This window comes from Rhizobium sp. SG741 (genome assembly GCF_012275435.1).
GTDB classification, from domain to species: Bacteria; Pseudomonadota; Alphaproteobacteria; order Rhizobiales; family Rhizobiaceae; genus Rhizobium; species Rhizobium lusitanum.
The window spans coordinates 36,053-61,940 of record NZ_JAAZQP010000021.1 but is presented as its reverse complement, the minus strand read 5'-3'; the positions used below and the strand labels follow the sequence as shown (position 1 = coordinate 61,940).

Annotated in this window: 26 protein-coding genes and 1 pseudogene; 9 read left to right on the top strand and 18 right to left on the bottom strand. The window is 58.2% G+C overall.

Features of this window, described 5'->3' with window-relative positions; genetic code table 11:
* Window positions 1-122: 122 nt before the first annotated feature.
* From FHT29_RS32420 to FHT29_RS32405, 4 genes are read right to left on the bottom strand one after another with little or no spacing between them, the layout of a single operon-like run.
* Complete coding sequence (locus tag FHT29_RS32420) at window positions 123-455, bottom strand: hypothetical protein (RefSeq protein ID WP_047561515.1); 333 nt, start codon at window positions 453-455, stop codon at window positions 123-125.
* The gene (locus tag FHT29_RS32415) at window positions 452-1,339 is read right to left on the bottom strand and encodes an NAD(P)-dependent oxidoreductase (protein ID WP_168601029.1); all 888 of its coding nucleotides are present in this window, start codon (window positions 1,337-1,339) and stop codon (window positions 452-454) included. The genes FHT29_RS32420 and FHT29_RS32415 overlap by 4 nt, the downstream gene beginning before the upstream one ends.
* Window positions 1,336-1,878: a gluconokinase gene (locus tag FHT29_RS32410; protein ID WP_168601028.1), complete on the bottom strand. Its 543-nt coding sequence runs from the start codon at window positions 1,876-1,878 to the stop codon at window positions 1,336-1,338. Before FHT29_RS32410 ends, FHT29_RS32415 begins: the two co-directional genes overlap by 4 nt.
* A complete protein-coding gene (locus tag FHT29_RS32405; RefSeq protein ID WP_168601027.1) occupies window positions 1,847-2,605 on the bottom strand; it encodes an SDR family oxidoreductase in 759 nt (252 codons plus the stop codon). Before FHT29_RS32405 ends, FHT29_RS32410 begins: the two co-directional genes overlap by 32 nt.
* A gap of 86 nt (window positions 2,606-2,691) precedes the next feature.
* Between FHT29_RS32405 and FHT29_RS32400 the strand changes: the two genes are divergently transcribed.
* Both FHT29_RS32400 and FHT29_RS32395 read left to right on the top strand, forming a co-directional pair.
* On the top strand, window positions 2,692-3,639 hold the full coding sequence (locus FHT29_RS32400; RefSeq protein ID WP_168601026.1) for a 2-hydroxyacid dehydrogenase: 948 nt from the start codon (window positions 2,692-2,694) through the stop codon (window positions 3,637-3,639).
* A 10-nt stretch (window positions 3,640-3,649) separates the two neighbouring features.
* Window positions 3,650-4,681: an L-idonate 5-dehydrogenase gene (locus FHT29_RS32395; protein ID WP_168601025.1), complete on the top strand. Its 1,032-nt coding sequence runs from the start codon at window positions 3,650-3,652 to the stop codon at window positions 4,679-4,681.
* Window positions 4,682-4,743: 62 nt separating this feature from the next.
* Here FHT29_RS32395 and FHT29_RS32390 read toward each other — a convergent pair whose 3' ends face one another.
* Entirely contained in the window at window positions 4,744-5,163 is a 420-nt protein-coding gene (locus FHT29_RS32390) for a heme-binding protein (RefSeq protein ID WP_113108452.1), read from the bottom strand.
* Between the two features lie 90 nt (window positions 5,164-5,253).
* On the opposite strand from FHT29_RS32390, the gene FHT29_RS32385 reads away from it, so the two are divergent.
* Window positions 5,254-6,144, top strand: coding sequence for an SMP-30/gluconolactonase/LRE family protein (locus FHT29_RS32385; RefSeq protein ID WP_168597795.1), 891 nt, complete (start codon window positions 5,254-5,256; stop codon window positions 6,142-6,144).
* Between the two features lie 135 nt (window positions 6,145-6,279).
* Here FHT29_RS32385 and FHT29_RS32380 read toward each other — a convergent pair whose 3' ends face one another.
* Complete coding sequence (locus tag FHT29_RS32380; RefSeq protein ID WP_037199625.1) at window positions 6,280-6,513, bottom strand: hypothetical protein; 234 nt, start codon at window positions 6,511-6,513, stop codon at window positions 6,280-6,282.
* A 334-nt stretch (window positions 6,514-6,847) separates the two neighbouring features.
* Between FHT29_RS32380 and FHT29_RS32375 the strand changes: the two genes are divergently transcribed.
* On the top strand, window positions 6,848-7,201 hold the full coding sequence (locus FHT29_RS32375) for a metalloregulator ArsR/SmtB family transcription factor (protein ID WP_051964083.1): 354 nt from the start codon (window positions 6,848-6,850) through the stop codon (window positions 7,199-7,201).
* Window positions 7,202-7,320: 119 nt separating this feature from the next.
* On the opposite strand, the pseudogene FHT29_RS32370 reads toward FHT29_RS32375, so the two are convergent.
* From FHT29_RS32370 to FHT29_RS32350, 5 genes and pseudogenes are all read right to left on the bottom strand, one after another.
* Window positions 7,321-7,592, bottom strand: a pseudogene (locus FHT29_RS32370) (response regulator); the annotation flags it as partial.
* A 285-nt stretch (window positions 7,593-7,877) separates the two neighbouring features.
* Window positions 7,878-8,606, bottom strand: a complete 729-nt coding sequence (queE, locus tag FHT29_RS32365; protein ID WP_168601023.1) for a 7-carboxy-7-deazaguanine synthase QueE — start codon at window positions 8,604-8,606, stop codon at window positions 7,878-7,880.
* Window positions 8,603-8,959, bottom strand: a complete 357-nt coding sequence (gene queD / locus FHT29_RS32360) for a 6-carboxytetrahydropterin synthase QueD (protein WP_037199635.1) — start codon at window positions 8,957-8,959, stop codon at window positions 8,603-8,605. Before queD ends, queE begins: the two co-directional genes overlap by 4 nt.
* Window positions 8,959-9,669 (bottom strand): 7-cyano-7-deazaguanine synthase QueC, encoded by a 711-nt coding sequence (queC, locus tag FHT29_RS32355; protein WP_113108449.1) that lies wholly within the window; start codon window positions 9,667-9,669, stop codon window positions 8,959-8,961. Before queC ends, queD begins: the two co-directional genes overlap by 1 nt.
* 169 nt (window positions 9,670-9,838) lie before the next feature.
* The gene (locus FHT29_RS32350; RefSeq protein ID WP_168601022.1) at window positions 9,839-10,945 is read right to left on the bottom strand and encodes an aldo/keto reductase; all 1,107 of its coding nucleotides are present in this window, start codon (window positions 10,943-10,945) and stop codon (window positions 9,839-9,841) included.
* Window positions 10,946-11,078: 133 nt separating this feature from the next.
* On the opposite strand from FHT29_RS32350, the gene FHT29_RS32345 reads away from it, so the two are divergent.
* Window positions 11,079-11,990 carry a LysR family transcriptional regulator gene (locus FHT29_RS32345; RefSeq protein ID WP_168601021.1) on the top strand — a complete coding sequence of 304 codons (912 nt, stop codon included), beginning with the start codon at window positions 11,079-11,081 and terminating at the stop codon, window positions 11,988-11,990.
* A gap of 247 nt (window positions 11,991-12,237) precedes the next feature.
* Window positions 12,238-12,645, top strand: coding sequence for a helix-turn-helix transcriptional regulator (locus FHT29_RS32340; protein ID WP_113119592.1), 408 nt, complete (start codon window positions 12,238-12,240; stop codon window positions 12,643-12,645).
* Window positions 12,646-13,010: 365 nt separating this feature from the next.
* On the opposite strand, the gene FHT29_RS32335 is transcribed toward FHT29_RS32340, so the two are convergent.
* Window positions 13,011-14,276 (bottom strand): pilus assembly protein TadG-related protein, encoded by a 1,266-nt coding sequence (locus FHT29_RS32335; RefSeq protein WP_168601020.1) that lies wholly within the window; start codon window positions 14,274-14,276, stop codon window positions 13,011-13,013.
* Between the two features lie 535 nt (window positions 14,277-14,811).
* Here FHT29_RS32335 and FHT29_RS32330 point away from each other — a divergent pair.
* Window positions 14,812-16,890 carry a bifunctional diguanylate cyclase/phosphodiesterase gene (locus tag FHT29_RS32330; RefSeq protein ID WP_168601019.1) on the top strand — a complete coding sequence of 693 codons (2,079 nt, stop codon included), beginning with the start codon at window positions 14,812-14,814 and terminating at the stop codon, window positions 16,888-16,890.
* Between the two features lie 45 nt (window positions 16,891-16,935).
* Here FHT29_RS32330 and FHT29_RS32325 read toward each other — a convergent pair whose 3' ends face one another.
* A complete protein-coding gene (locus FHT29_RS32325) occupies window positions 16,936-19,407 on the bottom strand; it encodes a glycoside hydrolase family 3 C-terminal domain-containing protein (protein WP_168601018.1) in 2,472 nt (823 codons plus the stop codon).
* Between the two features lie 310 nt (window positions 19,408-19,717).
* Between FHT29_RS32325 and FHT29_RS32320 the strand changes: the two genes are divergently transcribed.
* Together FHT29_RS32320 and FHT29_RS32315 are read left to right on the top strand one after the other, a co-directional pair.
* On the top strand, window positions 19,718-20,539 hold the full coding sequence (locus FHT29_RS32320) for an ABC transporter permease (RefSeq protein WP_245297543.1): 822 nt from the start codon (window positions 19,718-19,720) through the stop codon (window positions 20,537-20,539).
* Window positions 20,540-20,576: 37 nt separating this feature from the next.
* On the top strand, window positions 20,577-21,320 hold the full coding sequence (locus tag FHT29_RS32315; RefSeq protein ID WP_168601017.1) for an ABC transporter ATP-binding protein: 744 nt from the start codon (window positions 20,577-20,579) through the stop codon (window positions 21,318-21,320).
* Window positions 21,321-21,406: 86 nt separating this feature from the next.
* On the opposite strand, the gene FHT29_RS32310 is transcribed toward FHT29_RS32315, so the two are convergent.
* From FHT29_RS32310 to rfbF, 5 genes are read right to left on the bottom strand one after another with little or no spacing between them, the layout of a single operon-like run.
* Entirely contained in the window at window positions 21,407-22,249 is an 843-nt protein-coding gene (locus tag FHT29_RS32310) for an NAD(P)-dependent oxidoreductase (RefSeq protein WP_168601016.1), read from the bottom strand.
* Window positions 22,246-23,472: a class I SAM-dependent methyltransferase gene (locus FHT29_RS32305; protein WP_168601015.1), complete on the bottom strand. Its 1,227-nt coding sequence runs from the start codon at window positions 23,470-23,472 to the stop codon at window positions 22,246-22,248. Before FHT29_RS32305 ends, FHT29_RS32310 begins: the two co-directional genes overlap by 4 nt.
* On the bottom strand, window positions 23,469-24,020 hold the full coding sequence (gene rfbC / locus FHT29_RS32300) for a dTDP-4-dehydrorhamnose 3,5-epimerase (RefSeq protein ID WP_168601014.1): 552 nt from the start codon (window positions 24,018-24,020) through the stop codon (window positions 23,469-23,471). Before rfbC ends, FHT29_RS32305 begins: the two co-directional genes overlap by 4 nt.
* The gene (rfbG, locus tag FHT29_RS32295; protein ID WP_210255614.1) at window positions 24,017-25,093 is read right to left on the bottom strand and encodes a CDP-glucose 4,6-dehydratase; all 1,077 of its coding nucleotides are present in this window, start codon (window positions 25,091-25,093) and stop codon (window positions 24,017-24,019) included. The genes rfbC and rfbG overlap by 4 nt, the downstream gene beginning before the upstream one ends.
* Before the next feature lie 2 nt (window positions 25,094-25,095).
* Window positions 25,096-25,863 carry a glucose-1-phosphate cytidylyltransferase gene (rfbF, locus tag FHT29_RS32290; protein ID WP_037199665.1) on the bottom strand — a complete coding sequence of 256 codons (768 nt, stop codon included), beginning with the start codon at window positions 25,861-25,863 and terminating at the stop codon, window positions 25,096-25,098.
* Between the last annotated feature and the right edge of the window lie 25 nt (window positions 25,864-25,888).

The following is a 25,888-nucleotide window of genomic DNA, read 5'->3' as shown; positions in this document are numbered from 1 at the left end:
TTATCGTTACCATGAGAGTAATATGGCTTCCCCGCTAATAGCAAGTGCGTCTTTCGTCCATCCAGACAATGAGAAATGCGGAGCCTTTCGGCCCCGCGTAACGATTGTCTCAGGAGATTGGCCTATAGCTGGAACTCATGGGCGAGTGTCACGTGATGATGAATGCGCCCTTCGAAAAAGCGTGACAGCACGGCTTCAGTTGCCGCCCGCGCTTCGCTACGCACGGGGCTGGCAAGGGCAGCCTCGACAGCCGCCAGATCCGGATAGTTGACGGCGAGGATCATCGGAAATTCCGGAGCCCCCTCGTCACGCGCTTCGGCAAAGGTAACGCGTACGTCGAGCGCACCGGGAAACTGCTTCCATTTCGGCAGGATCGTCTCCATGACGGCGGCGCGAAAGGCCTCCGCTTCGCCTTCCCTGACCTTGCCTTCGAATAATGCGTATCGGGTGATCATCCGGCGATTTCCTTGTTCGGTCCCTTGAAGAATTCCATCAATGCAGCCTGGTCCTCGCCGCCGAGGCCGGCGGCCGTCAGCATGCGATGTATCTCGGCGCAGACAGCCGTCAGCGGCATGGCGGTGTTGGTGCGTCGGGCAAGATCCTGGGCGCCGTTCAGATCCTTGACCATGTTGTCAATCCGGCCGGTGCGGCGATAATCCTTGGTCACATAGCGCGGCATATATTCCTGAAGAATGGCGCTGTCGGCCCGACCGCCCTTCAATGCCTGCGGGATCTTGGCGGCATCCACACCGGCGTCGAGCGCCAGTTGCGTTGCCTCCGCCACCGCCAGAAAATTCAATGCGCAGAGGACCTGATTGATGAGTTTGGTCGTCTGACCCGCGCCGACCGGCCCCATATGGGTGTAGTTCGATGCGACATGGCGCAGCACCTGATGGGCATCCGAGACGTCCTCCACATCACCGCCCGCCATCAAGGTCAACTGTCCGATCAGCGCCTTCGGAGCGCCGCCGGAGAGTGGACTGTCTACCCAGCGCAACCCCTTCTCCGCCGCTTCGCCGGCGAGCGCCTTGGTCGCATCCGGATCGATCGACGACATATCGATGATCAAGGTTCCGCGTTTCGCCCCTTCGGCAACCCCACCCGGCCCGAATACCGCGCTGTGGACGACCTTCGGCGAATTCAGGCTCAGGATGACAAAATCTGATGCCGCGACTGCCGCTGCGGCACTGTCGGCGGCATGTGCACCCTTGGCTGTGAGCGCGGCCACCTTCTCCTTGTCGAGATCAAAAACCGTCAACTCGTTGCCAGTCTCCACCAGGCGGGCGCCAATGGCACCGCCCATCGCACCGGCGCCGATCAGCGCCACCTTGTTGCTCATGACTGCTCCTCCTCCAATGCGGCGATGACCGCCGCCACGATCATATCCAGCGGCTGGTCGATATTGACAGTTATAGCTTGCTCGTCTGCACCGGGCGGCTCAAGTGCTGCAAACTGGTTCTCCAGCAAGGCAGACGGCATGAAATGATGCTGCCGCGCCTCCAGGCGCCGAAGGATGGTCTCCTTCGTGCCGTCGAGATGGATGAAGGAAACCGGCGCGCCGACGAGGGAGCGGATCCGATCGCGATAGACGCGCTTCAGGGCTGAGCATCCGATCAGCGCCGTATCGTCCGCCAGTGCCAGGCGCGCGCCGACCCTGTCGAGCCATGGCGAGCGATCAGCGTCGTTCAACGGGATGCCGGCGCTCATCTTGGCGACATTGGCCGGCGGATGCAGGTCGTCTCCATCGATATAGACACCAGCAACACGAGCAGCGAGTGCTGCACCGACCGAGGACTTGCCGCAACCGCTGACGCCCATGACGACGAAGCGGCGTGGCTGCAACTTATCAGAGCGAGGCTGTGATGCCGCCATCGACATAAAGCACATGACCGTTGACAAAGGAGGATGCGTCGGACGCCAGGAAAATGCAGGCGCCGACCAGTTCTTCGACCTGCCCCCAGCGGCCGGCCGGCGTGCGCTTTTCGAGCCACGCGGAGAAATCGGCGTCGGCGACGAGCGCTGCATTCAATGGCGTGTCGAAATAGCCGGGGGCGATGGCGTTGCATTGCAGCCCGTATTTGGCCCAATCCGTCGCCATGCCCTTGGTGAGATTGCCGACGGCGCCCTTGGTTGCCGTATAAGGCCCGATCGACGGCCGTGCCAGCGCCGTCTGGACGCTGGCAATGTTGATGATCTTACCGGCGCCGCGCTTGATCATATGGCGCGCGACGGCCTGGCCGACATTGAAGACGCTCGATATATTGGTGCGCAGCAGCCGTTCGAAAGCGTCCGCGGGGAAATCTTCCAGCGGCGTGCGGAACTGCATGCCGGCATTGTTGACCAGGATGTCGATCGCGCCCTTGTCCGCCTCGAAAGCATCCACCGCACGGCGCGCGGCCTCATGATCCGTGGCATCGAATGGCAGAATATGTACCTTGCCGTCGAAGCTACCCGCCGCCTTGGCGAGCTTTTCCTCGTCGCGGCCATTGAGCACCAGTTCGGCGCCCGCCGCCGCCAAGCCCTTGGCGAGCGCAAGCCCGATACCTTGCGATGAACCGGTAATCAGGGCGCGCCGCCCTTTCAGATCGAAGAGGCCAAGAGACACGGTTTCCTCCGTTTTTTATCTCGACAAAGACTGTTCTCCCTGTTTATGTTATCGATAACATTCGATGTCAAGTGAGGAGACGAAAGATGGACAAGCCACCAATTCTGCAGATCGGGCCTTATCCGCAATGGGATCAGGAACCGCTCGATGCGGCGTTTCAGGTCCATCGTTATTTCGAGGCTACCGACAAAGCCAAGCTTCTGGCCGAGGTCGGCCCATCGATCAAGGCGATCGCGACACGCGGTGAACTTGGCGCCAATCGCGGCATGATCGAAGCCTGCCCCAATCTGCAGCTAATCTCGGTCTATGGCGTCGGCTTCGACGCAGTCGATCTGCAGGCCTGCCGCGAACGTGGCATCCGTGTCACGAATACGCCTGATGTGTTGACCAATGACGTCGCCGATCTGGGTGTCGCCATGATGCTGTGCCAGTCGCGCGGCATGCTGGGCGCTGAAACATGGGTGCGCGACGGCAGCTGGGCTGGGAAGGGTCTCTATCCCCTCAAACGCCGCGTCTGGGGACGGCGCGCCGGCGTGCTCGGCCTCGGCCGCATCGGTTTCGAGGTCGCCAAGCGCCTGAAGGGCTTCGACCTGCAGATCGCCTATTCCAATGTCGAGGCAAAATCTTTCGCATCCGACATGAAGTTCGTGGCCGATCCCGTTGAACTAGCACGGCAATCTGATTTCCTGTTTGTGACGCTTGCTGCATCGGCCGCGACCCGCCATATCGTCGGACGTGAGGTGATCGAGGCGCTCGGGCCGGAGGGTATGCTGATCAATATATCCAGAGCCTCCAATATCGATGAGGAAGCACTCCTGGAGGCGCTCGAGACCGGCAAGCTCGGATCGGCGGCGCTCGACGTCTTCGAAGGTGAGCCAAAGCTCAACCCGCGCTTTCTGGCGCTCGACAATGTGCTGCTGCAGCCGCATCATGCCTCCGGCACGATTGAGACGCGCAAGGCCATGGGCCAGCTCGTGCGCGACAATCTCACCGCACACTTTGCCGGCCAGCCGCTGCCCACACCCGTTCTTTGAGGAGAAAGACATGAAGGCCATCGTCGCTCACGCCGCCAAGGATGTGCGGATCGAGGAGTATCCGGAGGAGGAACCGGGCGCTGGAGAGGTCAAGTTGAGACTGGCGATCGGCGGGGTCTGCGGCAGCGACCTACATTATTATCATCACGGCGGCTTCGGCACCGTTCGCTTGAAGCAGCCGATGATCCTTGGGCATGAGGTCAGCGCGACTGTTGTTGCACTCGGGTCCGGCGTGGAGGGCCTTGAGATCGGCCAGCTCGTCGCCGTCTCCCCTTCCCGCCCCTGCAGGACCTGCCGCTACTGCCAGCAGGGACTGCACAATCAGTGCCTCAACATGCGCTTCTACGGCAGCGCCATGCCCTTTCCGCATATCCAGGGCGCGTTTCGCGAGACGCTGGTTGCCGACGCGATCCAATGCGTTCCGGCGGATGGCCTGACACCCGGCGAAGCGGCCATGGCAGAGCCGCTTGCCGTCACCCTGCATGCGACGAGACGCGCCGGCGAGATGCTCGGCAAGCGGGTTCTCGTGACCGGTTGCGGTCCGATCGGCGTTTTGTCGATCCTAGCAGCGCGGCGCGCTGGCGCGGCCGAGATCGTGGCGACCGACCTTTCGGATTTCACGCTGTCGCTCGCAAAGCAGGTGGGCGCCGACAGGATCATCAACACCAAGGACGAGCCTGAGGCCCTTGCCGCCTATTCGGCCGACAAGGGTACTTTCGATGTACTCTACGAGTGCTCGGGCGCTGCTGCCGCTCTTGTCGGTGGGATCGCGGCGCTGAGGCCGCGCGGCATTATCGTGCAGCTCGGTCTCGGCGGCGACATGACGCTACCGATGATGGCGATCACGGCCAAGGAACTGGAACTGCGCGGCTCCTTCCGCTTCCATGAGGAATTTGCTGTCGGCGTCGACCTGATGCGCAAGCGCCTGATCGACGTGCGCCCGCTCATCACCCATTCGGTGCCGCTTGCCGATGCGATCAGCGCATTCGAGATCGCCTCGGATCGCAGCAAGGCTATGAAGGCACAGATCGTCTTTGCCTGACCGACGAGGAACGGCCTGATATCCGTCCAAGACGAGGGCGGATCTCACCCGACAGGCTCATCTTATTCGAGATCGGCACCAATCGCCGTAAGGGCAGCAAGGGCGACCTGCTCATCCTGCTCGCCGGAGCCCGATCCGACACCGATCCCGCCAACGACCGTACCCGAAAAGCGGATCGGCAGTCCGCCGCGTAATCCCGTCGCCTCCCCTTGCGTTGCGGCAGCCAGCAGCAACCTAGCATGCTCAGGCAGGGAATGGCTCGGCGCGCCGATCGAGGCAGCGGTCCGCGCCTTGGCAAGCGCGCTTTTCAGCGACTGGAAACGCGAGCCGCGCATGCGGAACGAGCCGAGCGTCACGCCGCTCTGATCGACGATGACGATGCATTGCGGTTGACCCATCGCGGCGGCGGCCGAAATTGCGGACGTCAGCAATGTCATCACACCCTCATCGCTCAAGATACTCGACGCCAGAATGTGGCTCATGCACAATCCTCCCTGCTTGCGGACTGAGTTGGATATGTTATCGATAACACATCGATTAGGCGATGTAACATTATGGGAGGTATTGTCACAATGTCGTTCTTCGAGATCATCGACCCGGCCTTCGGGAAATTCGTCCTCGGCAACGCTCCCGTCAAGCAGATTGCCACGGGGTTCGACTGGGTGGAAGGCCCGGTCTGGTTCGGAGACCTGAATTGCCTGCTGTTCTCCGATATCCCCAATAATCGCATCATGCGCTGGATCCCGGGTGTCGGCACCAGCGTCTTTCGTGAGCCGTCGAATTTCTCCAACGGCCATACGCGCGACCGGCAGGGTCGGCTCGTCAGCTGTGAGCACGGCGGCAGGCGCGTGACGCGCACAGAGTTCGACGGATCGATCACGGTGATCGCCGACAGCTATGAGGGCAAGCGGCTGAATTCGCCCAACGATGTCATCGTCGCCTCGGATGGCGCCATCTGGTTCACAGATCCCCATTACGGTATCGCGACGGATTACGAGGGGCATAGAAGCGAGCAGGAACTGCACTGCAACGTCTATCGCGTCGATCCCTCCGGCGCGATGCAGGCGGTGCTGACGGACTTCAATTGCCCGAACGGGCTCGCGTTCAGCCCCGACGAGAAAAAGCTCTATGTCGCCGATACTGGCCGCATGCATAGCGGTGATCCGCAGCACATCCGCGTCTTCAGCGTCGGCGAAAACTGGCGCCTATCGGGGGGAGAAGTGTTCCATGCGATTTCGCCAGGCTGCGCCGACGGCATGCGGCTCGACACCGACGGCAATCTCTGGTCGTCGGCGGCCGACGGCGTGCATTGCATCGCGCCGGACGGGCATGTAATGGGCAAGATCCTGGTGCCGGAAACGGTTTCCAACCTTTGCTTCGGCGGGCGCGGCAAGCACAGGCTGTTCATAACAGCGACCACAAGCGTGTATGCGATTTCGCTCAACCGCAGCGGGACGCTTTAATAAACGGCCGCCGGTAGACAGGCTCTCGATCCTGGGCCGTGGGCCGCCTGTTTACTCAACTACAGAGAATTGAATCTTCGCGACGACAATCGCCGATTACGAGGCGATTGTCGTCGCCACACGCAACTCATGGCTTCAGCGCAGATCGGCCTGCGTGCCAGAACGCAGGCGGATGCGAGCCATCGGCTTCAGGCCGACCGACAGGTCCTGGCCGGCATCGCGTCCAACCGTCTCCGCGCGCTGAAGTCTGAGTGCCGCATCTTGCAACAGGTTCGCCATTCCGGCGACAGATATGCGATCCGCGCGCATGACCTGTCGGATCAGCGGATCTTCAAGAACTTCAGCGATCGTCAAGTCCCTGTGGGTCATGGTTTGCTCCTGTTCGTTAGAGCAGAAGATAAACCGCTTAATTAGCATTGCGATGTCAAAAGCCGGACAAAAACAAGGCAGTCGGTTCGATTTTGTTACAGAATAATTGCAAAACGACTTGCGCACATATTCCCAAATTGCGCTCAGGCCCTAGTTGTCGCGTCACGAAAGGCCGATAAACGACAATTGGCCTGAGTGGGAGGTCCGGTTGCTCCGCGTCGGCGCAACGTTTTGCAACAAATCAGAATATAATTTTGCAACGTTCGCGTTTATTATCGCATGTCGCCTGACCTCCGAAGATTGAACAGCTTCGCTAATAACGATCGGTCGCGTCATGTATTCAGATCAGACAAAAGAAGATGAGCGCCTCATTTACCATGCAGATCTTCTAAGCCAACTCTCCAATCCGAAACGCCTGGAGGTTTGTATCCACCTGTCGGATCACGAGGAGGACGTCAACAGCCTCGCCAAGAGGCTTGGAATATCGCAATCGGCTCTCAGCCAGCATTTGACGCGGCTTCATCAGTCGGGAATCGTCAAGGTGCGCCGTCAAGCGCAATTCCGATACTATACCTGCGACCATCCGGGCGTGCAGCGCATCCTGAAGACCCTATCGGAGATCTTTGAAGCCGATCCGGACCGCACGGCGCAAGACGTCGCCGATAGCTCCGAGCGCAGCAAATCTTGAGGCTGTGCGGGCAATTGCTGCGCAAGCCGATCGGATGATAGCGGCGAGCGCAGGCATCAGGTCACTTCATCTCCGCCAGCAAAGCATCGGCGCCTTTGCGAATGCCGACCTTGGAGGCCGTCGACGTCCTCGTGCAGGGCGGTCAGCATAAGGATTGGAACGGTTCGATCCGCGCGCAGCCGCCGGCAGATGCTGAAACCGTCCTCGCCGGGAAGCATTGCATCGAGCACGATGAGATCGAACTTTTGGCGCGCAAGCAGGCGATCCATGTCAGCGCCGTCTGGCGCGGAGATTGCCCTGAAACCGTTGCTGGTTATGAGCTCGACCAGCATGCCCGCTATATCGTGTCGTCCTCGACGATAAGAATATGAGATTGTGCGGAAAACGCTATGTCGCGGGTCGCTGCCTTCGCTGGAATGCCGGTCGCGCGATCCTTCGCGCACAAAATTATCTCACCGGACCGCTGATCTGCCACGTTCACGTCAGCAATGTAGCTCCCACGAGAAGGTGACAAGCGCTACCGATGCTCGGCCATTGGATTTTTCCGACACGATGCCTTTCCAAAAGTTGAAGCGAGGGGAAAATAGCAGGTGCCTCGTGAAGCTGTGTTCGAAAATGTTGAGTTATGTTGCGGCGGCAGAAGAGAAGGCGACCGCCTCCCCGGCTCCGGCCCTGCTCAAACACCGCGCTTGTTGCCCCAGATGAGCACATGCAATTGCGGCAGGACCCTCGCCTCGAACCACCTGTCATCGCTGACCTTGTCCACGAGCCAGCGCATTCGCTCCATGACACCCTCGATGTCGACGATAGCATCGTCGGCATCGGGCGGCGGCGGCGTATGGTTGCCGGGCTGCAGATAAACAGGCAGTTGCGGATAGCGAGAGGCAGCCGAGCGCGCATAGGCATAATCGACATCATCAAACACGACGATCTTCAGCGCGACCTGCGGCTTTTCCGCTGCCATGCGCAGACAGTCGTCGAAGGCGTCCCAATCCGTCACCATCCCGCTTGATGGCGGCTTCGGGCTCAACACCAGCGTGTCGAGCTCAGCGAACCATTCCTTGGCGACGCTCCCCTGTGTTTCCAGCGCGAAGCGATAGCCTTCCCTATGACCGTGCGCAATCAGCGGACCGAGTGGCTGGATGGCCGGATTGCCGCCCGAGAGCGATATCGTCAGCGGCCTGCCGCCGGAAAGCCTCGTCACCTCCAGCCAGACCTCCTCGACCGACATTGGCCGCCATTGATCGCGATAATCGCTGTCGACCGCGTGCAGCGTATCGCACCACGAACAACGGTAGTCGCAGCCGCCGGTGCGCACGAAAATCGTGGGGAGGCCGATCAGGATACCCTCGCCCTGGATCGTCGGTCCGAATATTTCGCTGACGCGAATTCGCGCCTCGCTCATGGCCGGTATTCCGCCCAGGTCTTCGGCGTCTCGCTGACGCGCACCGCCGACGTCTCGGGCAGACGGGCCTTGCACCAATCGTAGAAATGCCTGGCGAGACATTCCGAGGTGACGCGGCCATGGCCAAGAACGTCGTTCAGATGGCGATGGTCGAAATTGTCGTCGATATAGCGCTTCAGCGGCTGAAGCTCATGATAATCACGCACGAAGCCATTGCCGTCGAGCTCGGCGGCCGAAAGCTCCACCACGACGATGTAGTTGTGCCCATGCAGCCGCGCGCATTGATGATCGTCGGGAAGATGCGCCAGCTGGTGCGAGGCGGAGAAATGAAACTCCTTGGTGATGCGGAACATCACTTCACCTCCTGCGCCGAAAAACCCGTCGTCGCGGCTACCCAGAAATCGGGATCCTCGTAATCCGTGGGGTCTTCGACGCCGGCAAGATGGAAGGCTTCGCGCCGCTCCACGCAGGTGCCGCAGCGCCCGCAATGGCGAGTGCCGCCCTTGTAGCAGGACCAGGTTTCGGCAAAGGGCGTCTGATGCCGCGCGCCGTCCGTGACGATATCCGCCTTCGAAATAGTCACAAAAGGCGCATAGAGCGAGACGCTGGCATAGCCTTCCAGAGCATGGTTCTGCATCTGCTGGAAGGCATCTATGAAGCCCGGCCGGCAATCCGGATAGATGAAGTGATCGCCGCCATGGACAGCGACAGCGACAGCATCCGCCTTTTGCGCCGCCGCAAGCCCGAAAGCGATTGCGAGCATGATCGCATTGCGGTTCGGCACGACGGTCGCCTTCATGGTCTCTTCGGCATAGTGCCCATCAGGCACATCTATGTCGTCAGTGAGCGCCGATCCGGTCAGGTGCTTGCCGATGGCGGTGATGTCGATGATCTCATGCGGTACGCCGAGACGCTTGGCGCAGGCTGCGGCGAATTCCACTTCCTTGCGATGCCGCTGGCCGTAATCGAAGGATACGAGGCCAATGAGCTGATGTTCGGCCGCCACCTTGTGGGCGAGCGAAACGGAGTCCAATCCGCCGGAGCAGACGACGATAGTCTTCATAATTCAGGATCCCTTGTTTTGACCGGGTGGGCTGCGACCGGATTTCATTGCCCTTACGGGCTACGGCGCGCTCAGTAGCAGCAGAACTCGGCGGAAACAAGGACTCTGGCACTATAACGGTTTTGGGCCGGCATCGCTGCCGGCCCAAGGCAGGCCCTAACCTGCAACGTTAGCTGACGCCGGCAAACTTCCCCGAAATATTCAGATCCGGATAATAACCGGCCGGCTTGTCGCCCACCGTCTGACCGCCGGTCATAGCGCCCTGGATCTCAGATCCGAAGAAGGAATAGGGGAAGGTCGGCTGCAAGGCGCTGACATCGTCGAGCCTCTGCCGCAACTCCGAGGGAATCTCGAAATCCAATGCGCCGAGGTTGTCGTTCAGCTGCTCCAGCTTCGTGGCGCCGATGATGATCGAGGCCACGCCCGGTTGGGTCATTGCCCAGTTTACCGCCACCTGTGCCATGCTGCGCCCAAGCGCGGCGGATACCTTTTCCAGTTCGGCAACGATTGCCCAGTTGCGCTCGTTGAATTTCTGAAAGCCCGGATTTGTCGTCCCTCGCACGGTCTCGAGCCGACCGCCCGTCGGCTCCGCCGCGCTCGGGCGGTACTTGCCGCTCAGAAGGCCGCTCGCCAGCGGGCTCCACGCCATGATGCCGGCGCCATAGCGCGTGCCGAACGGGATGAACTCATTCTCGATATTGCGCTCCGCCAGCGAATATTCGAGCTGCAATGCCGATATTGGCGCATAGCCTCTGTGTTCGGCAATGGCCTGGGCGCGGCTGGCGTACCAGGCCGGCACGTCCGACAGGCCGACGTGAAGCACCTTTCCCGAACGGACGAGATCGTCAAACGTACGCATGACCTCCTCGGGCGGTGTCAGGCGGTCCCAGCAGTGCATCAGGTAAAGATCGATATGGTCGGTGTTGAGCCGCTTCAGCGAGCCCTCGACGGCGCGCAGTATGTTCTTGCGGCCATTGCCGGCGGCGTTCGGTGTGTGTGCCTGAAGGTTCATGCTGAATTTAGTCGCGATCACCGCCTCGTCGCGCAGTCCGCGTTCGGCGATGAACTCGCCGAGCCAGGTTTCCGACGTGCCGCCGGTATAGGCATCCGCGGTATCGAAGAAATTGCCGCCAGCCTCGACATAGGCGTCGAAGATGGCGCGAGCTGTCGCCTTGTCCGACCCCCAGCCCCATTCCGTGCCGAAGGTCATGGTGCCGAGGGCAAGCCGCGTTACTTTCAGGCCGCTATTGCCGAGAGTGTAGAATTCCATGCTCATGGATGTGCTCCTCATTGCCGCGTCCGGATGGTCGATGAAGCCCGTCGGCGATTTCACTTGCAGAGGATTCCCCCCTTTTCCGCCCTGCGATAAGATCATTTAATTCGCATGCATTGTGCGATACAGTTCATGAATGGATCGCGATCTGCTGCCTCACCTTCCCATTATCGTCGCCGTGGCTCGCCGCGGCGGTTTCGCCGCCGCTGCCAGTGAACTGGGGATGAGTGCATCTGCTGTCAGCCATGCCGTCCGATTAGTGGAAGAACGGCTCGGCCAGCCGCTTTTCGCGCGGACGACCCGCAGCGTGGCGCTGACAGAAGCAGGCAGGAGCCTGATCGGCACGGTGACGCCAGCTTTGCAGGATATTCACGAACGGATCGAGCGCATCCGCGCCGTCAAGGGAAGGCCAAGCGGCCTTTTGCGCATCAATGCCGCGCGCGTCTGCCTGCCGCTTGCGGTCACGCGGGTGATCGCAGCGATGGCCGAACGATATCCCGAGGTCGAGGTGGAAATCTTTTCCGACGAGCGACTGACCGACATCGTCTCCGAGGGCTTCGATGCCGGTATACGTATCGGCGAAATGATTGCTCAGGATATGGTGGCGATCCGTCTCACCCCTCCCTTTCGCTCGGTCGTGGTCGCCTCCCCCGCCTATATCAGCCGCCATGGACGACCGGCGACACTGGGAGAACTTTCCAATCATAATTGCATTGGTTACCGGCTCATCCGCTCCGGCGGTCTCTATCAATGGGAATTCGTCGAGGACGGCCGGGATGTGGCCGTCACGGTCGGCGGTCAAGCGATCGTGACAGAAGCGCATTCGGCGATAGAGCTTGCACTGGCAGGCATCGGACTTGCCTATGCCTTCGAACCGTTGGTGCAGGCGGACATCCAGGCTGGCCGACTGGTTCATGTATTGGCCGACTACGCCGTCACCGAGGGCGGCCTCTTTCTATACTTTCCGCGTCGAGCCGAGCTGGCGCCAAAACTCAGGGCCTTTATCGATACGATAAGGCAAATCGGCCGCGAATCGGCTGCAAACTAGGCCGCGTATCGGGCTAGGGGTGTCCACTTGACGCCCTTCGCAATGTTCAGATAGCGCAAACATTGTACCAAATGCGCAAGAATCGGATGCTGTGACGACGGCCGGGATGAATTGACATTGCCGTCTCATATGACACCCGGCAGTCATAAGTCGAGGGCTCTGCCGACATGATGTCCAGGATCCCGCAGCCTCCCGCCCGTCGCCCCCCGCAGTTCGATGGGCGGCACCATCGCCAGAAAGAGGGTCTATGCAAGATACGTCGAAGCGAAAGCCACCCAGCCCAATCGATATCGAGGTCGGAAGACGCATCCGGATGCAACGGCGCATGTTGGGCATGAGCCAGACGGCGCTTGCCGAAGGGCTGAACGTGACGTTTCAGCAGGTCCAGAAATATGAGAAGGGCACAAATCGCGTCGGCGCCAGCCGGTTGCAGCGTGTTGCAGACTGCCTCGGCGTGTCGATTTCGCATTTCTTCGACAACCCGGTAGCCCATTCCAATGCTTCGGTAAACGAGGCAATGGGCGTCAAGAATGACCTCGTCAGCTTCCTTTCATCTGATGAAGGTGCCGAACTCAATCGCGCCTTTGCGAAGATTAAGGACACAAAGACGCGGCAGAAGATCATAGGCCTGGTCAAAACGCTGGTCGCGGCGTAGCCCACCCGTGGCCCTAAGCGGCATATGCCGTCGCGCGCTCCACGCGATGCTCTGACCGGGCGGCAGCCAACCGCTTGAGAGACCGATAGAAGCAGCTCATCTGCGAGCGCAAATCGCGTCGCGATGCTCAGTGGCGCGCTATAAGCCCTTCAGAAAATCGAAATTCCTTCATCGTGAGCGATGGATGGCGAGCAGGTCACAGTCGTTGCAAATAAGAGGCTCGTTGAAACCAGCTCCGTCTCGAACCCGAAGCACCCGCATGATGAGCGAGTTCTATCGCGTTGGAGCCAGGAGCCACCCTCGCATGCGCGGCCGCGCAGACAATCGTGCGACGGCACGACCTGGTCGGTCATCGGATGCAGCCGTCAGCCTGTCAGTCGAGGCGTCCGAATGACCTTCAGGAACAGTGCATTCATCGCATCTGAAATACCCTGTGTCGGGCTGACTTCGAAATAGAGGCCGGGCGACGCGCAGTTTTGCAGGTTCGTGCCGATCTGCGATTGGAACGGCGCGATCCAGGTATTGTACCAAGCATTCTGCGGCAGCGGGAAATAGGTCGTATAAAGAATGGCAATCTTGACGTTCTGGTCCTTCAGTGGCTTGCAGAAGGATATATCGAGCGGCTCCTGACAGCGACCACCCGTCGTCGGCTTGGTGCACGTGCTGGGCTTGTAGCTATCGCCAACCCCATCGGTCACAAAGAACAGCACTTTAGCGCGATCCGAGCTTGTCGTTCCGCCGCCGCCCGTGCCGACGATCGGCTGGAGCTGCGTCAACATCGTGTCGAAGCTCGTGTCCTGGTCGTTGTTGTAATTCTGTTTGGGCGTGGTCATCAGATCGACCGCGCCGGTGGAGGTCTTAACCTGAGCCATATCGGAAGACAGAGCGGACACGCTGGTCAGACCCGCGCTTTCCGCCTTGGTACCGAACGTGTAGACGGCCATGCGATACTGGTCGGGGGTCGAGCGGTTAGTGACAGCCGTATCCGTCAGCGATTGCGTTGCCTGCCGTACCACATCGATACGCATCTTGACATTAAGACGTTTCGCTAAGTTATAATAATTATTAGTGGTATCCAGATTGTGACAAGCGAAAGCACAGGTGTCGGTGGTGTTCTTTTGCATCATCGCGATGTCATCCGAAGTGGCGCCCACACCCATCGAAGGCGTGTTATCCAACAACATGTAGAAATCGATGAAGCTTGCCGTCTGATATTGCGCGGAAGCCGTGCCGCTGATCGGGATCGAGGTTTGCCCCATGATCTGCATCAGAGTCGTCGGCACGCTGGCGGAGAAGTTCACCGTCGACTTGACGACATTCGAAACCCTGTTGACCGAAATATTCACGTTGACAGGCACATTTTGCAGGTCGCCGGACGTCTGGCCGAAGAAGAGTTTCCGTGCATCATCCTGACCGACGCTGACGGTGCCGTCGCTGGTCATCTTCAGCGCGGCGGCGACCGCTGGCGACGAGTCAGCAATCGCGCCGAGCGCTGCAGCATCCGCCGCATTATAAAGCTCGGTTCTGGCCATCAGCGCGTTGGTGATGTCTATTGCCATTCCGGCAGCGGCAATCAGGGGAACCGCAAGCAAGACCGTGACCGTAGCGAAGTTCCCGGCTCGATCAGCCATCAGCTTTCGCGATAGCTGCTGAAGTCTGCGGAAGGGTCTGATGCGGGCTTTCGGTCTCTTCACGAACGAGCTTTCATATAATGGAAATTGCATAACATACTAAGCACAATCCATGCTTAGTATAATTTTCAAATATACTTAAATACATTGTCGCGGATAAAGATTGATATTCGGCTAATATCCAGCATTACATTTTAGGATTTGCTGTATTTCCAACAGAGTTACTTGAAACCAAATTTAAGCTTCGAATATTGGAGTCAGTTCTCGGATCAGAGTTCTGACGAGAGATCACCATCGCTGCTTGCCAAATTCGAGCCGATCGTTGAAATGGCGGGAAGCGCGGCTCTAACGGCTGATCCGCGACGTGATGATGAGATCACAAACCAGTGCGGAAGCGCAGTTTCACGCGATTTGTAGCAAGCGTCTTTACGCGATCTTCAGTGTTCATCCACGAAGGATCTGCGCGGCGATTTCCGGCGCGACGACGGCCTATTAAGGATCTGTCGCTGCCACAAAATAGATTTGGGATTTCTGCGTGCGCGTTCTTTCATGCATCGTCACAGAACATAATTTGTGGCTCGTTCTTCTTGCAGCATTCGTCTGTATCAGCGGTGGATGGATCACGCTCGGCTTGCTGCAGCGAGCAGAAAAAACGCAAGGACTGCAGCGCGGCGGCTGGATCTTCCTGACAGCAGTCGCCGCCGGTTCCTCCGTCTGGTGCACGCATTTCATTGCCATGCTGGCCTATGAGGTCGGCGCTCCTGTCACCTTCGATCCGATCCTTACGATGGCATCATTTCTGCTGGCCGCGGCGGGCTCCAGCGTTGGTTTCGCAGTGATGCTGTCCCGCACACCGCGGCTAGCGCCGGAATTGGGTGGCGCCGGCGTCGGCCTTGCCATTGCGACGATGCATTATACCGGCATGATGGCTTACCACGTCGATGGCATCGTCGAATGGAACCAAAGCTATGTCATCAGCTCCGTCGTGCTTTCGGTCACCTTGGCGGCATTTGCCTTCAATCAGGCGATCCGTCGACCTTGGCGTCTTGCGCCGCAGGCTGCTCTTGTCCTCCTCGTTCTTGCGGTCGTCGCACTTCATTTTACCGCGATGAGCGCCGTATCGGTCACACCATTGGCAACTGACGCCGGCCTTGCCGATTCCTACGCGCTGAGGGCCATGGCCGTTGCGGTCGCCGGCGGCGGCCTGCTTATCATCGGCACCGGCGTCGCCAGTTACATGATCGATGAACGCGCCTCGCGCGAATCCATCGAGAAGCTTCAGCATATGGCGCTCAACGATCTGCTGACCGGCTTGCCCAATCGTTGCAGCTTCAGCGACTATCTTCGCGGCGAGATGGAGCGCGCCAAGGAAGACGGCGCAAAACTCGCCGTGATCGGCATAGATCTTGACCGCTTCAAGGAGATCAATGACCTGCGCGGCCACAAGGCGGGCGATCAGGCCCTGAAGGCCATCGGACGCCGACTTGCTCGCCTCATCAAGGACGGCGAGTTTGTCGCGCGCGTCGGCGGTGACGAGTTTGCGGCGGCCAAGCGCTTCTTGAACCAGAGCGAGTTGCTGGATTTCGTGGCGCGTCTGGAAAAGACCATGTTTGAGCCGATCCGCATCGACGATTTCGAGACCGTGACCGGAGCAAGCATCGGCGTCGCCGTTTATCCCGATGACGGCATCGACCAGGAGCGCCTTGTCAGCAATGCCGATCTCGCGATGTATCGTGCCAAGGCCGATATCGGCCGCGCCGTCTGTTTCTACGAATCCAGAATGGACGAGGCAGCGCGCGCCCGACACACGCTGGCCCAGGATCTGCGCCGTGCCGTCGAACTGGATCAGCTCGAACTGCACTATCAGGTGCAAACCTCGGTCAGCACCGGCGAGATCTGCGGCTACGAGGTGCTGGCGCGCTGGAACCATCCCGAACATGGCCAGGTTCCGCCATCGGAATTCATCCCGATCGCCGAGGAAAGCGGTACCATCCTCATGATCGGCGAATGGGTGTTGCGAACAGCCTGCAGGCAGGCAGCCTCATGGGACAGGCCCTACAAGATCGCCGTCAATCTCTCGCCTGTGCAGTTCGCCCATGCGGATCTTGCCAAGCTTATCCATTCGATCCTGCTTGAAACTGGCTTGTCTCCGGCAAGGCTCGAACTGGAAATCACCGAATCCACCATCATCGCCGACAAGAGCCGCACCCTGCATGTGCTGCGACAGATCCGAACGCTTGGCGTCACCATTGCAATCGACGATTTCGGAACGGGATATTCGTCACTCGACACGCTACGCTCGTTCCCTTTCGACAAGATCAAGCTCGATCGCTCCTTCATGAGCGAGGTGGAGCGCAGCATCCAGGCGAAGGCGATCGTCCGCGCCGTCCTCGCGCTCGGCAAGAGCCTCGAAATTCCCGTTCTGGCCGAGGGCGTCGAGACCAATCACCAGCTCGAGATTCTTCGCACCGAAGGCTGTGACGAGGCCCAGGGCTTCTTTCTTGGACGGCCAAAACCGGTCGGACAGATCTTTCAGCCGGACCATGCTGCCGACGACGGGCTTGGCTCCTCATTTTCGGGGCGTATCCCGCCCGTGCGCATGCGCCGTCGTTAGCGGCAGTTGTATGGCCTGACCACTAACGGCAACCCTGTTACGACGTCAGATGGAGCGATCCGAGGTTTTGCCGATCCATTCCCTGGGGTTTTCGATCATGATCGCCGAGCGGATATCCGTTGCGTTGGCAGCCAGCAAAAGCTGGTAGTGGCCGGCAGGGGCGCGGAACGCCTTCGTCTCCATATCGAAATAGCTGAGATCGCGGGGCTTGACGAGCAGCGACGCCCTGCCCGTTTCTCCAGGAGCAAGCCGAAGCTTGGCAAAAGCGCGCAACTCCTTGTCCGGTCGCTCTACCGTCGCGGCAAGCGGCCGCACATAAAGCTGCACCAGTTCCGATCCGGCTCTGTCGCCGACATTGGTGAAGTCGACCGTGACGGTTATGCCGTCGGGTTCCATCTCCGTCATCGACGCCCGCCCCTCGCCCCAGGAAAAGCGCGTATAGCCGAGACCGAAACCGAAGGGGAACAAGGGTTCGATGCCGCGCGTATCATGGTGACGGTAGCCGACGAAAACGCCTTCGGCGTAGCGCACATGTCCGTCCTTGCCGGGATAGATCGCGGCATCGTCCGTGATCGCGGAATTGTCCGCCAGGTGCTTCGGGAAAGTCTGAGGCAAGCGGCCACCGGGCTCGGCGTCGCCGAACAGCACATCGGCCACGGCGTTCCCAAGTTCCTGGCCTGGATACCACATCTGCAGCACAGCCTTGACCTTGTCGAGCCATGGCATCTCAATAGGTCCGCCCGTCTGCAGCACGACGACCGTATTGGCATTGACCGCCGACACCCTTTCAATCAGCTCTTCTTGCCGGCCAGGCAGGCGCATGTCGGGCAGATCGAGCCCTTCGGTGTCCCATTGCCCATCGCGGCCAACGAACAGCAGCGCGATATCAGCGGCACGTGCCGTCTCGACGGCCTCTGCCATGTCCGCTTCGCCGAGAGGTTTCTCCACGCCGAAGCGGACGGCCGTCAGATTGATCCCCTCCTCGACCGTCGCGGAAGAGCAATACTCGACAACGATCTGATATTGCTGGCCGGCCTCAAGGTGTACGCCCTGACGCTGCTCGACATTGGCCGTGCCGAAATAATTGTCGCCGCGTGTCCAGCCGTCATAACCGTTCACGACCAGTTTGCCGTCGACATAGAGCTTGGCAAGGCCGGCATTGGTCATGCCGAAGATGTGCTCGCCGCTTTCCGTCGGTGTATAGAAAGCCGTCATGCGCGCGGAGAAGTCACTCGGATCAAGTTCGGGTGACGGCAGGTCGAACCAGAAAAACTCACCCTTACTCGCAGGTTCCGCCGCCACCGGCGAACCGGCCAAGTTTTGACCCTTGAAGTATTCCACTCGCATCTCGCCGGAAAAGACATTGATCAGACGATTGTTGCGGCAGCCCACGGCATAGCGGATGCTGTTGGCATTCGACAGCGCCGCGCGGATGCCTTCAAGCGGGCTGATCTTATAATGAGCGGCAATCTGGGCACTGCCGCCGCCCATGACGCGCGCCTCGGCGGCATTCGGCCCGATAACAGCCACATGCCCGAGCCCTGGTTTTTGCAGCGGTAGAATTCCATCATTCTTAAGGAGAACCGCGCCTTCGGCACCAAGCTGACGGATCAGAGCCCTATCCTCGGGCAAATCCGACGCATGCTCCGTCAAATCCGGCGTGTTCTCGAAGGCGCCGACGCGTTCAAGCAACGTCAAGATGCGCCCGGCGGCCACACGGACGGTCTCGGGCTTGACCTTACCGTTCCGCACCGCCTTCACGAGCTTTTCGCCGCGATCGCGCGTCGGCCCCGGCATTTCCAGATCGAGCCCGGCATTGACCGTTGCTGCGGTCGAATGCGAACCGAACCAGTCGGACATGACGATACCGTCGAAACCCCATTCTTCACGCAGGACCTTTGTCAGCAGCCAGGGGTGCTCGCTGGTATAGGTGCCGTTCAATCTATTGTAGGAGGACATGACCGCCATCACGCCGGCCTTCTTCACGGCCTGTTCGAACGGCGGCAGGTAGATTTCGCGAAGCGCGCGCTCGTCAATATCCGATGACATCGTCTGCCGTTCGATCTCGGACTCATTGCCGGCAAAATGCTTGATCGTCGCCGCGATGCCCTGGCTCTGCACGCCCTGGATATAGGCAACCGCGAGCGCTGCCGTCAGCATCGGATCTTCGGAATAGCACTCGAAATTGCGGCCATTCAGGCCTGAACGATGGATATTAACCGTGGGCGCCAGCAGGACGGCAGCGCCCTTGCTCTTCGCCTGGCCGGCCAGCGCCACACCCATGCGTTCGACGAGCGCCGGGTTCCATGTCGCGCCAAGCGCGATGGCAACCGGAAAGCAGGTCGCATTGACGCCGGCGACCAGCGAGCCGGCACCCCGCGCGCCATTCGGACCATCCGTGACCTTGATCTTCGGGACGCCGAGACGCTCAACCGGCACGGTGGTCCAGAAATCGGCACCCGCAAGCAGCGAAACCTGTTCCTCAAGCGTCATCCGGTCAAGAATATCGTCGATCATAAAACCTCCCGAAGTTTTCTGCACTCGCCGGCTTTAAGACAGCCACTCTCTTTTGCCTTTGTGCTTGTCGAATAACACTGGCTGGTTCAAATCGCCAGCAGGCAACAGCGCAACAGAGAACAGCTCTCTGAGTTGGCCGCCAGCAACCTTATTCTAACCGTCGTCCTCAATGAGGCGTCGCGAGACCCGTTTTGGGTAAATTTGCATAAGGGGGCTATTCTCGGTTTCCATGCTTTGCTAGGGGTTCGCCTTAAAATGATCGCATGTCTTTGTTGCTGAAGCAGGAGACGAAGATGAAAATGGATTGCCGGTGAGAAATCTGAAAATCGCAAGTAACGAAGTGCCTTATCACGGCGCCGTGTGGGATATTACGGAAGCCTTATCGAATTTCCGCCTGGCTGCTTTGCTCGGATGGCAAGATGTGGCGCAGCGCTACAGACGATCCAGGATCGGCGCGTTCTGGCTCACCATCAACATGGGCGTCTTGATCGGAGCACTAGGTCTCGTTTTCGGCACGATCTTCAATACTCCTATGAGCGAGTTTCTTCCCTTCATATGCGTTGGCCTGATTTTTTGGGGTTATTACACGCAGATCGTCAGCGAGGGGTGCTCCGGATTTATATCCAATAGCGATATAATACTGCAATTGGATCTGCCATTCTTCACATACATTTTGAGAGTATGGTATCGAAATTCCGTAATACTTGCGCACAACCTGGTTATATTTCCGATCGTTCTGCTAATATTCTGGAAATCTATAGGGCTTTCGGCACTACTGATAGTGCCAGGATTCTTCATCGTGACGTTAAATATGACTTGGATCGCATTGACGCTGGCGATCCTATGCACTCGCTATCGCGACCTGACCCAAATTGTGCAGAACATCATGCAAGTGATGATGTACGTCACGCCGATCATGTGGATGCCGGACCATTTGCCGCAACGTGCGTCGCACGTCATGCTCGACTACAACCCCTTCTTTCACATGATTTCGGTCGTCAGAAATCCGCTTCTTGGGCAAACTGTTACAGCAGCAAACTGGGTTGTTGCTATCGGCATAGCGATTGTCGGCTGGTCTTTCGCGCTTCTTCTATTGAAAAAATACAGAGCCCGCATTGCCTACTGGCTGTGAGCAAAGAAACCAGACATCTCAGAAAACGCAGGCAATTATGACATCCATCTCTCTACAGAATGTCACAGTCGACTTCCCGATCTATAACGCGCGCGGCAGGTCGCTCAAAAATCGCGTTATGAAAATGGCGACTGGTGGCTCGATCAACTCTGAAAGTGGCGGTGTCGTCGTCGTCCGCGGACTGGACAATATCAATATCGAACTGAGCCGGCATGACCGGATTGGTCTCATAGGCCACAATGGCTCGGGCAAGACGACACTTCTGCGCGTGCTGACGGGCGTTTATGCACCGACTTCGGGCAAGGTCGACATAAGAGGCAAATGCACATCGCTCATCAACATCTCTCTCGGGATCGACCCAGAAGCCACAGGGCGTCAGAATATTTTTCTTCGGGGCGCTCTATTGGGCTTCAAAAAGGAAGAGATGAAGGAAAGGCTGCAGGAAATCGAGGACTTTAGCGAGTTGGGTGATTTCCTTGAAATGCCGGTTCGCACCTATTCGTCAGGCATGCAATTGCGATTGGCATTTTCTATCTCCACCATTCTTCAACCCGAAATCCTGATCATGGATGAATGGCTGGCGACAGGCGACGAGGGATTCAAGGCCAAAGCCAACCAGCGTTTAAACGAGCTTGTTGAAAAGACCCAGATTCTCGTAATCGCTAGTCACGCCAAGGATCTTCTGGCAAAAAATTGCAACAGAGTGGTGTGGCTTGAACACGGCAAAGTGCGGATGGATGGCGTACCGAGCGAAGTGCTGGACGCCTATTTCGGCCCGTAACCAAGCGCGTCTCTTCGGCGAAGTCCGCAGCCGTCGCCGCTGAGAAAGTACATTAGCTCGCTAGGGCAAAGCTTGGATCTTATTGTTCAAAAACCAAGCGTTCTCAATTTGTCGGGCATTCCCCAAAAGGCAAGTGCCTCGTAATCGGGATAGCCATAAACACCACGGTTCAGTCGAATGGAGCCTGAATTCGCCCGTAGATGTCGATCAACCAAGTCGAACACTGAAGTGGGACGTCCACTACAGCAATTTATCACACCCGAAACGTCTGGTCGCATGATCACACGCGCAAAACGCTCGGCAACCTCCTCTATCGGAAGGTAATCACGAAGCTGATCGCCTGGTGACATATCGAATGACGGCCGCTTTTCCGCGAGCGCTTTATCAAGCTGCGATAGGAGGCTTCTTTCCGACTGGCCTGGCCCATACATGTAGAACAGACGCATCCACTGCAATGTGAACGGCTGCGTTTTTTGCATCAGCTGAAGGGTTTTTCGAACCGTATCCTTGGCCAGCCCGTAGGGTGTAGTCGGCCTTGTTTCCGCGTCTTCAGCCAAAGGACCGAACTGCAATCCATATTCAAGGCAAGTCCCGGCGACGACCAAATGAGGCAAACCCCATTCGACAAGCCTCTGGAACAAGGCTATTTCGGCCCCAAGATTATGCGTGAGGTTGAACAGCCCACGATAGTCGGGAAGACCAGGCCAAGCGAGGTGAACAAATACGTCGGGCCGATCCATCCTCGCAGCAAGCGATTCCGGATCGATATACAGATCACAGCTCACGAATTTGACCTTGTTCGACCATGACATTTTCGCAGCTTTGCTCGCATCTCGAGCGATAGCTGTGATCTCGTGCCCTTCGGCAAGGAGGCGGGCTACGACATGCCCGCCCACAAAGCCAGTGGCCCCAGATACGGCGATCTTCACTGCAGCACAGTCAGCTTGGGAATGGCCACCACAAACCGACCACCCCAGCTACGAATAACAGACTGCGCTCCAGCCACCTCTTCGGCAATGTTCCAAGGCAGGATTACAACCCAATCAGGCTTGCGGGCCTTCAGCTCGTCGGGATGAAGTATCGGGATATGACTGCCCGGCATGAACTTCCCCTGCTTCGACGGCGCAGCATCACATACGAACTGAATGAGGTCCGTCTTCAGCCCGGCATAGTTCATTAAAGTGTTGCCCTTTGCGGCGGCACCATAGGCAGCGACAATCTTACCCTTTTTCTTCTGCTCCAGCAGAAAGGAGAGGAACTCATCCTTGATGGCGTTCGCTTTATCCTGGAAGTCCAAATAGGTGTCGACTTTGCTTAAACCAAACTCTTCCTCGCGCCGCAGCACTTCAGCCACGTGAGGCGATGTATCGCGCGTGTCCGCAGTGCGGCAACCATAGACTCGCAAGCTTCCACCGTGGGTGGGAATTTCCTCCACGTCGAACAGCCGCAACCCGGCGCGCTCAAAAATTCGCTTTACGGCACCAAGCGAAAGGTACGAAAAATGCTCGTGATACACGGTATCAAACTGAACGCTCTCCATGAGCCGCATCAAATGCGGAAACTCGAGCGTTACCGTTCCACCGGGCTTGAGAACGATTTCAAGCCCAGCCGTGAAATCGTTGATATCGGGCACGTGCGCATAAACGTTATTGCCGCAAATCAGATCGGCGGATCGGCCTTCCTTCACCAAAGTCCGTGCCGTTTCAGCGCCGAAAAACTGCCTAAGCGTTGGCACGCCGAGCTTCTCGGCAGCATCCGCAGTGCTGTCCGTCGGCTCGATACCGAGACACGGGATTCCCTTAGCCACGAAGTTTTTCAGAAGATACCCATCATTGGACGCAACTTCGATAACAAAGCTGTTCGACGACAATCCAAGGCGCTTTTCGACAGCATCGCTGTAGGCTTGCGCATGACGCAGCCAGCTTTGCGACGTTGAGGAAAAATACGCGTAGTCACGAGCAAAGAGATCCTCGGCCTTCTTATAGTCGTCGGTCTGGACCAACCAGCACTCGTCACAGACAAAAAGGCGCAACGGGTTGTAAATTTCTGAGCGAGTCAAGTCTGCGACACTGAGATAGTCGTTCGAGGCCGGAGCGTGACCAAGGTCAAGGAAGACAAACTTGAGTTCGTTTGCACAATGGCGGCACTTCATAGGTCAACTCCGTCGAAATTTGCGTCAAGAAAGGGATGACTGGCATCCCTGGATGAAAGGTGAGCTGGCGGCAATGGCCATGCTATACCGACCCGCGGCTCGTCATAGCGAACGCCGCCTTCGTGTGCCGGAGAATAAAACTCTGTATGCAGGTAGAGAAGGCGCGAATTGGCTTTCAACACTTGAAATCCATGTGCACATCCCCCGGGGATTATGAAAGCGAGACCATTCTCAGGAGAAAGCTCGACGCCATGCCATTGCAAGAATGTTGGGGATCCGCGCCGCAAGTCGACCGCGACATCGTAAACCTGCCCCTCAATGCAACGGACAATTTTTGTCTCGGCACGTGGCGCATACTGAAAATGCATGCCACGCACCGTACCAACGGCAGCCGTCATCGACATATTCGCCTGGCGGATGACCCGATCATCAAGCGCGTCATCAAGTTCGTCTTGGCAGAAGACCCGCGAAAACGTCCCACGCTCATCGCCAATGACCGTAGTTTCGGCAATAAACAGTCCTTCAATCTCGGTCTCGATCAATTTCATGCAACAGCCTCAGACCAGGCAACGCCCCTCTGCGAGGCAAGCGCGCAATATTGCTCCAGCTGCCGGATCGAGGATACCGCTTCATTTTCGATGAACTCCTGATACCAGGAAGCTGTCATCTCAACGGTTTCCTCAAAGGAAAGAACCGGCCGCCATCGCAGCAGTTCACGCGCCTTGCTGCTGTCCAGATAAAGCAGATTCGCCTCATGCGGCTGTGGCGACGCTGAACGATGCCACTCCACTGCCGACCACTTTGCCTTGACGGCTTGGAGCACCTGCTCCACCGGGCGGTTCCCCTCTTTCTCAGGGCCGAAGTTCCATGCTTCCGCCGCTTTGCGCTCGCCTGACAGCAACGCTTCACCGAGCATGAGGTAGCCGGATAGGCATTCCAAAACGTGCTGCCACGGGCGGGTCGCAGCCGGAGAGCGAATTTCCAGGGTCTGGCCTGACTTTACCGCACGAACCAAATCAGGAATAAGCCGGTCCTCCGACCAATCGCCGCCGCCGATTACATTGCCCGCACGCGCGGTTGCAAGCAGCTGATTGCCCTTATCCAAAAATGACCGGCGGTAGCTCGCGGCCGCAATCTCAGCGGCTGCTTTCGAGGCGCTGTACGGATCGTGCCCGCCCAATCGATCGGTTTCCCGATATCCCCAAACCCATTCGTTATTCTCATAGCACTTATCGGTGGTTACCGAGACGATGGCTTTGACGGCGCTGCTATTGCGACACGCGTCAAGAACATTGACCGTTCCCGTGACGTTGACATCCCATGTTTCAATGGGCTCACGGTAAGAGCGTCGAACGAGAGGCTGTGCCGCAAGATGGAAAACAATCTCGGCTTGGCTGTCTTCAACGATCTCGCGAACTTTGACGCGATCTCGGATATCGACATACTCGGATCGCATGTCCAAACCCAGCAGATCCCAGTGACTTGGCTGGGTCTCGGGTGGCAAAGCAAGACCGACCGGCTCAGCACCAAGCATACGCAGCCACAGGCAAAGCCAGCTGCCCTTGAAGCCGGTGTGGCCCGTAACCAGAACCTTCCGGTTCCTATAAACGTTGTCGAACATGCCTACCAGCTCTTCCAGGGAGCCTGACCAGACGCCCACATTTCTTCAAGCAAATTCTTTTCGCGCAGCGTATCCATGGCCTGCCAGAAGCCGGTGTGCTTGTAGGCAGACAATTGATCTTCGCGTGCAAGTGCCTGCAGGGGATCCTGTTCCCATACCGTGAGATCACCCTCGATATAATCGATGACCGAGGGCTCCAACACAAAGAAGCCGCCATTGATCCAAACGCCGTCGCCGGCTGGCTTTTCCTGGAATTGGTGAACTGCGCCATTCTCGATCAGTAGCGAGCCATAGCGGCCGGGCGGCTGAATGGCGGTCACCGTGGCCTTACGGCCGGCGGCGCGGTGATGAGCAATAAGTGCCGTTATGTCGATATCCGAAACACCATCGCCGTAAGTAAAGCAGAAGGTGTCGTCGTGCAAATAGCGCTCAACACGCTTCAAGCGCCCCCCCGTCATCGACTTTTCACCCGTATCGATAAGAGTGACATTCCAAGGTTCAGCGTTGCGCTGATGTATTTCGATTTCATTCGACTGCATGCGGAATGTGACATCCGACATATGCAGGAAATAATTGGAGAAATACTCCTTGATCACATATCCCTTGTATCCAAGGCAGATAATAAAATCATTGATGCCATGGTGCGAATACATCTTCATGATGTGCCACAAGATCGGCTTGCCACCGACCTCGATCATCGGCTTCGGACGCAGGTGCGACTCCTCGCTTATTCGCGTTCCAAATCCGCCCGCCAGAATGACCGCTTTCATCAAATATCCCCTGTCTGTCCCATAG

What these genes read in the sequence shown, in the direction of transcription:
- queD (WP_037199635.1), bottom strand. Translation starts at nt 8,959, where the DNA reads ATGTTCCGCATCACCAAGGAGTTTCATTTCTCCGCCTCGCACCAGCTG.
- FHT29_RS32315 (WP_168601017.1), top strand. Translation starts at nt 20,577, where the DNA reads ATGACATCCATCTCTCTACAGAATGTCACAGTCGACTTCCCGATCTAT.
- FHT29_RS32400 (WP_168601026.1), top strand. Translation starts at nt 2,692, where the DNA reads ATGGACAAGCCACCAATTCTGCAGATCGGGCCTTATCCGCAATGGGAT.
- FHT29_RS32385 (WP_168597795.1), top strand. Translation starts at nt 5,254, where the DNA reads ATGTCGTTCTTCGAGATCATCGACCCGGCCTTCGGGAAATTCGTCCTC.
- FHT29_RS32395 (WP_168601025.1), top strand. Translation starts at nt 3,650, where the DNA reads ATGAAGGCCATCGTCGCTCACGCCGCCAAGGATGTGCGGATCGAGGAG.
- FHT29_RS32390 (WP_113108452.1), bottom strand. Translation starts at nt 5,163, where the DNA reads ATGAGCCACATTCTGGCGTCGAGTATCTTGAGCGATGAGGGTGTGATG.
- rfbC (WP_168601014.1), bottom strand. Translation starts at nt 24,020, where the DNA reads ATGAAATTGATCGAGACCGAGATTGAAGGACTGTTTATTGCCGAAACT.
- FHT29_RS32420 (WP_047561515.1), bottom strand. Translation starts at nt 455, where the DNA reads ATGATCACCCGATACGCATTATTCGAAGGCAAGGTCAGGGAAGGCGAA.
- FHT29_RS32305 (WP_168601015.1), bottom strand. Translation starts at nt 23,472, where the DNA reads ATGAAGTGCCGCCATTGTGCAAACGAACTCAAGTTTGTCTTCCTTGAC.
- FHT29_RS32340 (WP_113119592.1), top strand. Translation starts at nt 12,238, where the DNA reads ATGCAAGATACGTCGAAGCGAAAGCCACCCAGCCCAATCGATATCGAG.
- queC (WP_113108449.1), bottom strand. Translation starts at nt 9,669, where the DNA reads ATGAAGACTATCGTCGTCTGCTCCGGCGGATTGGACTCCGTTTCGCTC.
- FHT29_RS32335 (WP_168601020.1), bottom strand. Translation starts at nt 14,276, where the DNA reads ATGGCTGATCGAGCCGGGAACTTCGCTACGGTCACGGTCTTGCTTGCG.
- FHT29_RS32415 (WP_168601029.1), bottom strand. Translation starts at nt 1,339, where the DNA reads ATGAGCAACAAGGTGGCGCTGATCGGCGCCGGTGCGATGGGCGGTGCC.
- rfbG (WP_210255614.1), bottom strand. Translation starts at nt 25,093, where the DNA reads ATGTTCGACAACGTTTATAGGAACCGGAAGGTTCTGGTTACGGGCCAC.
- FHT29_RS32345 (WP_168601021.1), top strand. Translation starts at nt 11,079, where the DNA reads ATGGATCGCGATCTGCTGCCTCACCTTCCCATTATCGTCGCCGTGGCT.
- FHT29_RS32375 (WP_051964083.1), top strand. Translation starts at nt 6,848, where the DNA reads ATGTATTCAGATCAGACAAAAGAAGATGAGCGCCTCATTTACCATGCA.
- rfbF (WP_037199665.1), bottom strand. Translation starts at nt 25,863, where the DNA reads ATGAAAGCGGTCATTCTGGCGGGCGGATTTGGAACGCGAATAAGCGAG.
- FHT29_RS32325 (WP_168601018.1), bottom strand. Translation starts at nt 19,407, where the DNA reads ATGATCGACGATATTCTTGACCGGATGACGCTTGAGGAACAGGTTTCG.
- FHT29_RS32410 (WP_168601028.1), bottom strand. Translation starts at nt 1,878, where the DNA reads ATGTCGATGGCGGCATCACAGCCTCGCTCTGATAAGTTGCAGCCACGC.
- FHT29_RS32350 (WP_168601022.1), bottom strand. Translation starts at nt 10,945, where the DNA reads ATGAGCATGGAATTCTACACTCTCGGCAATAGCGGCCTGAAAGTAACG.
- queE (WP_168601023.1), bottom strand. Translation starts at nt 8,606, where the DNA reads ATGAGCGAGGCGCGAATTCGCGTCAGCGAAATATTCGGACCGACGATC.
- FHT29_RS32380 (WP_037199625.1), bottom strand. Translation starts at nt 6,513, where the DNA reads ATGACCCACAGGGACTTGACGATCGCTGAAGTTCTTGAAGATCCGCTG.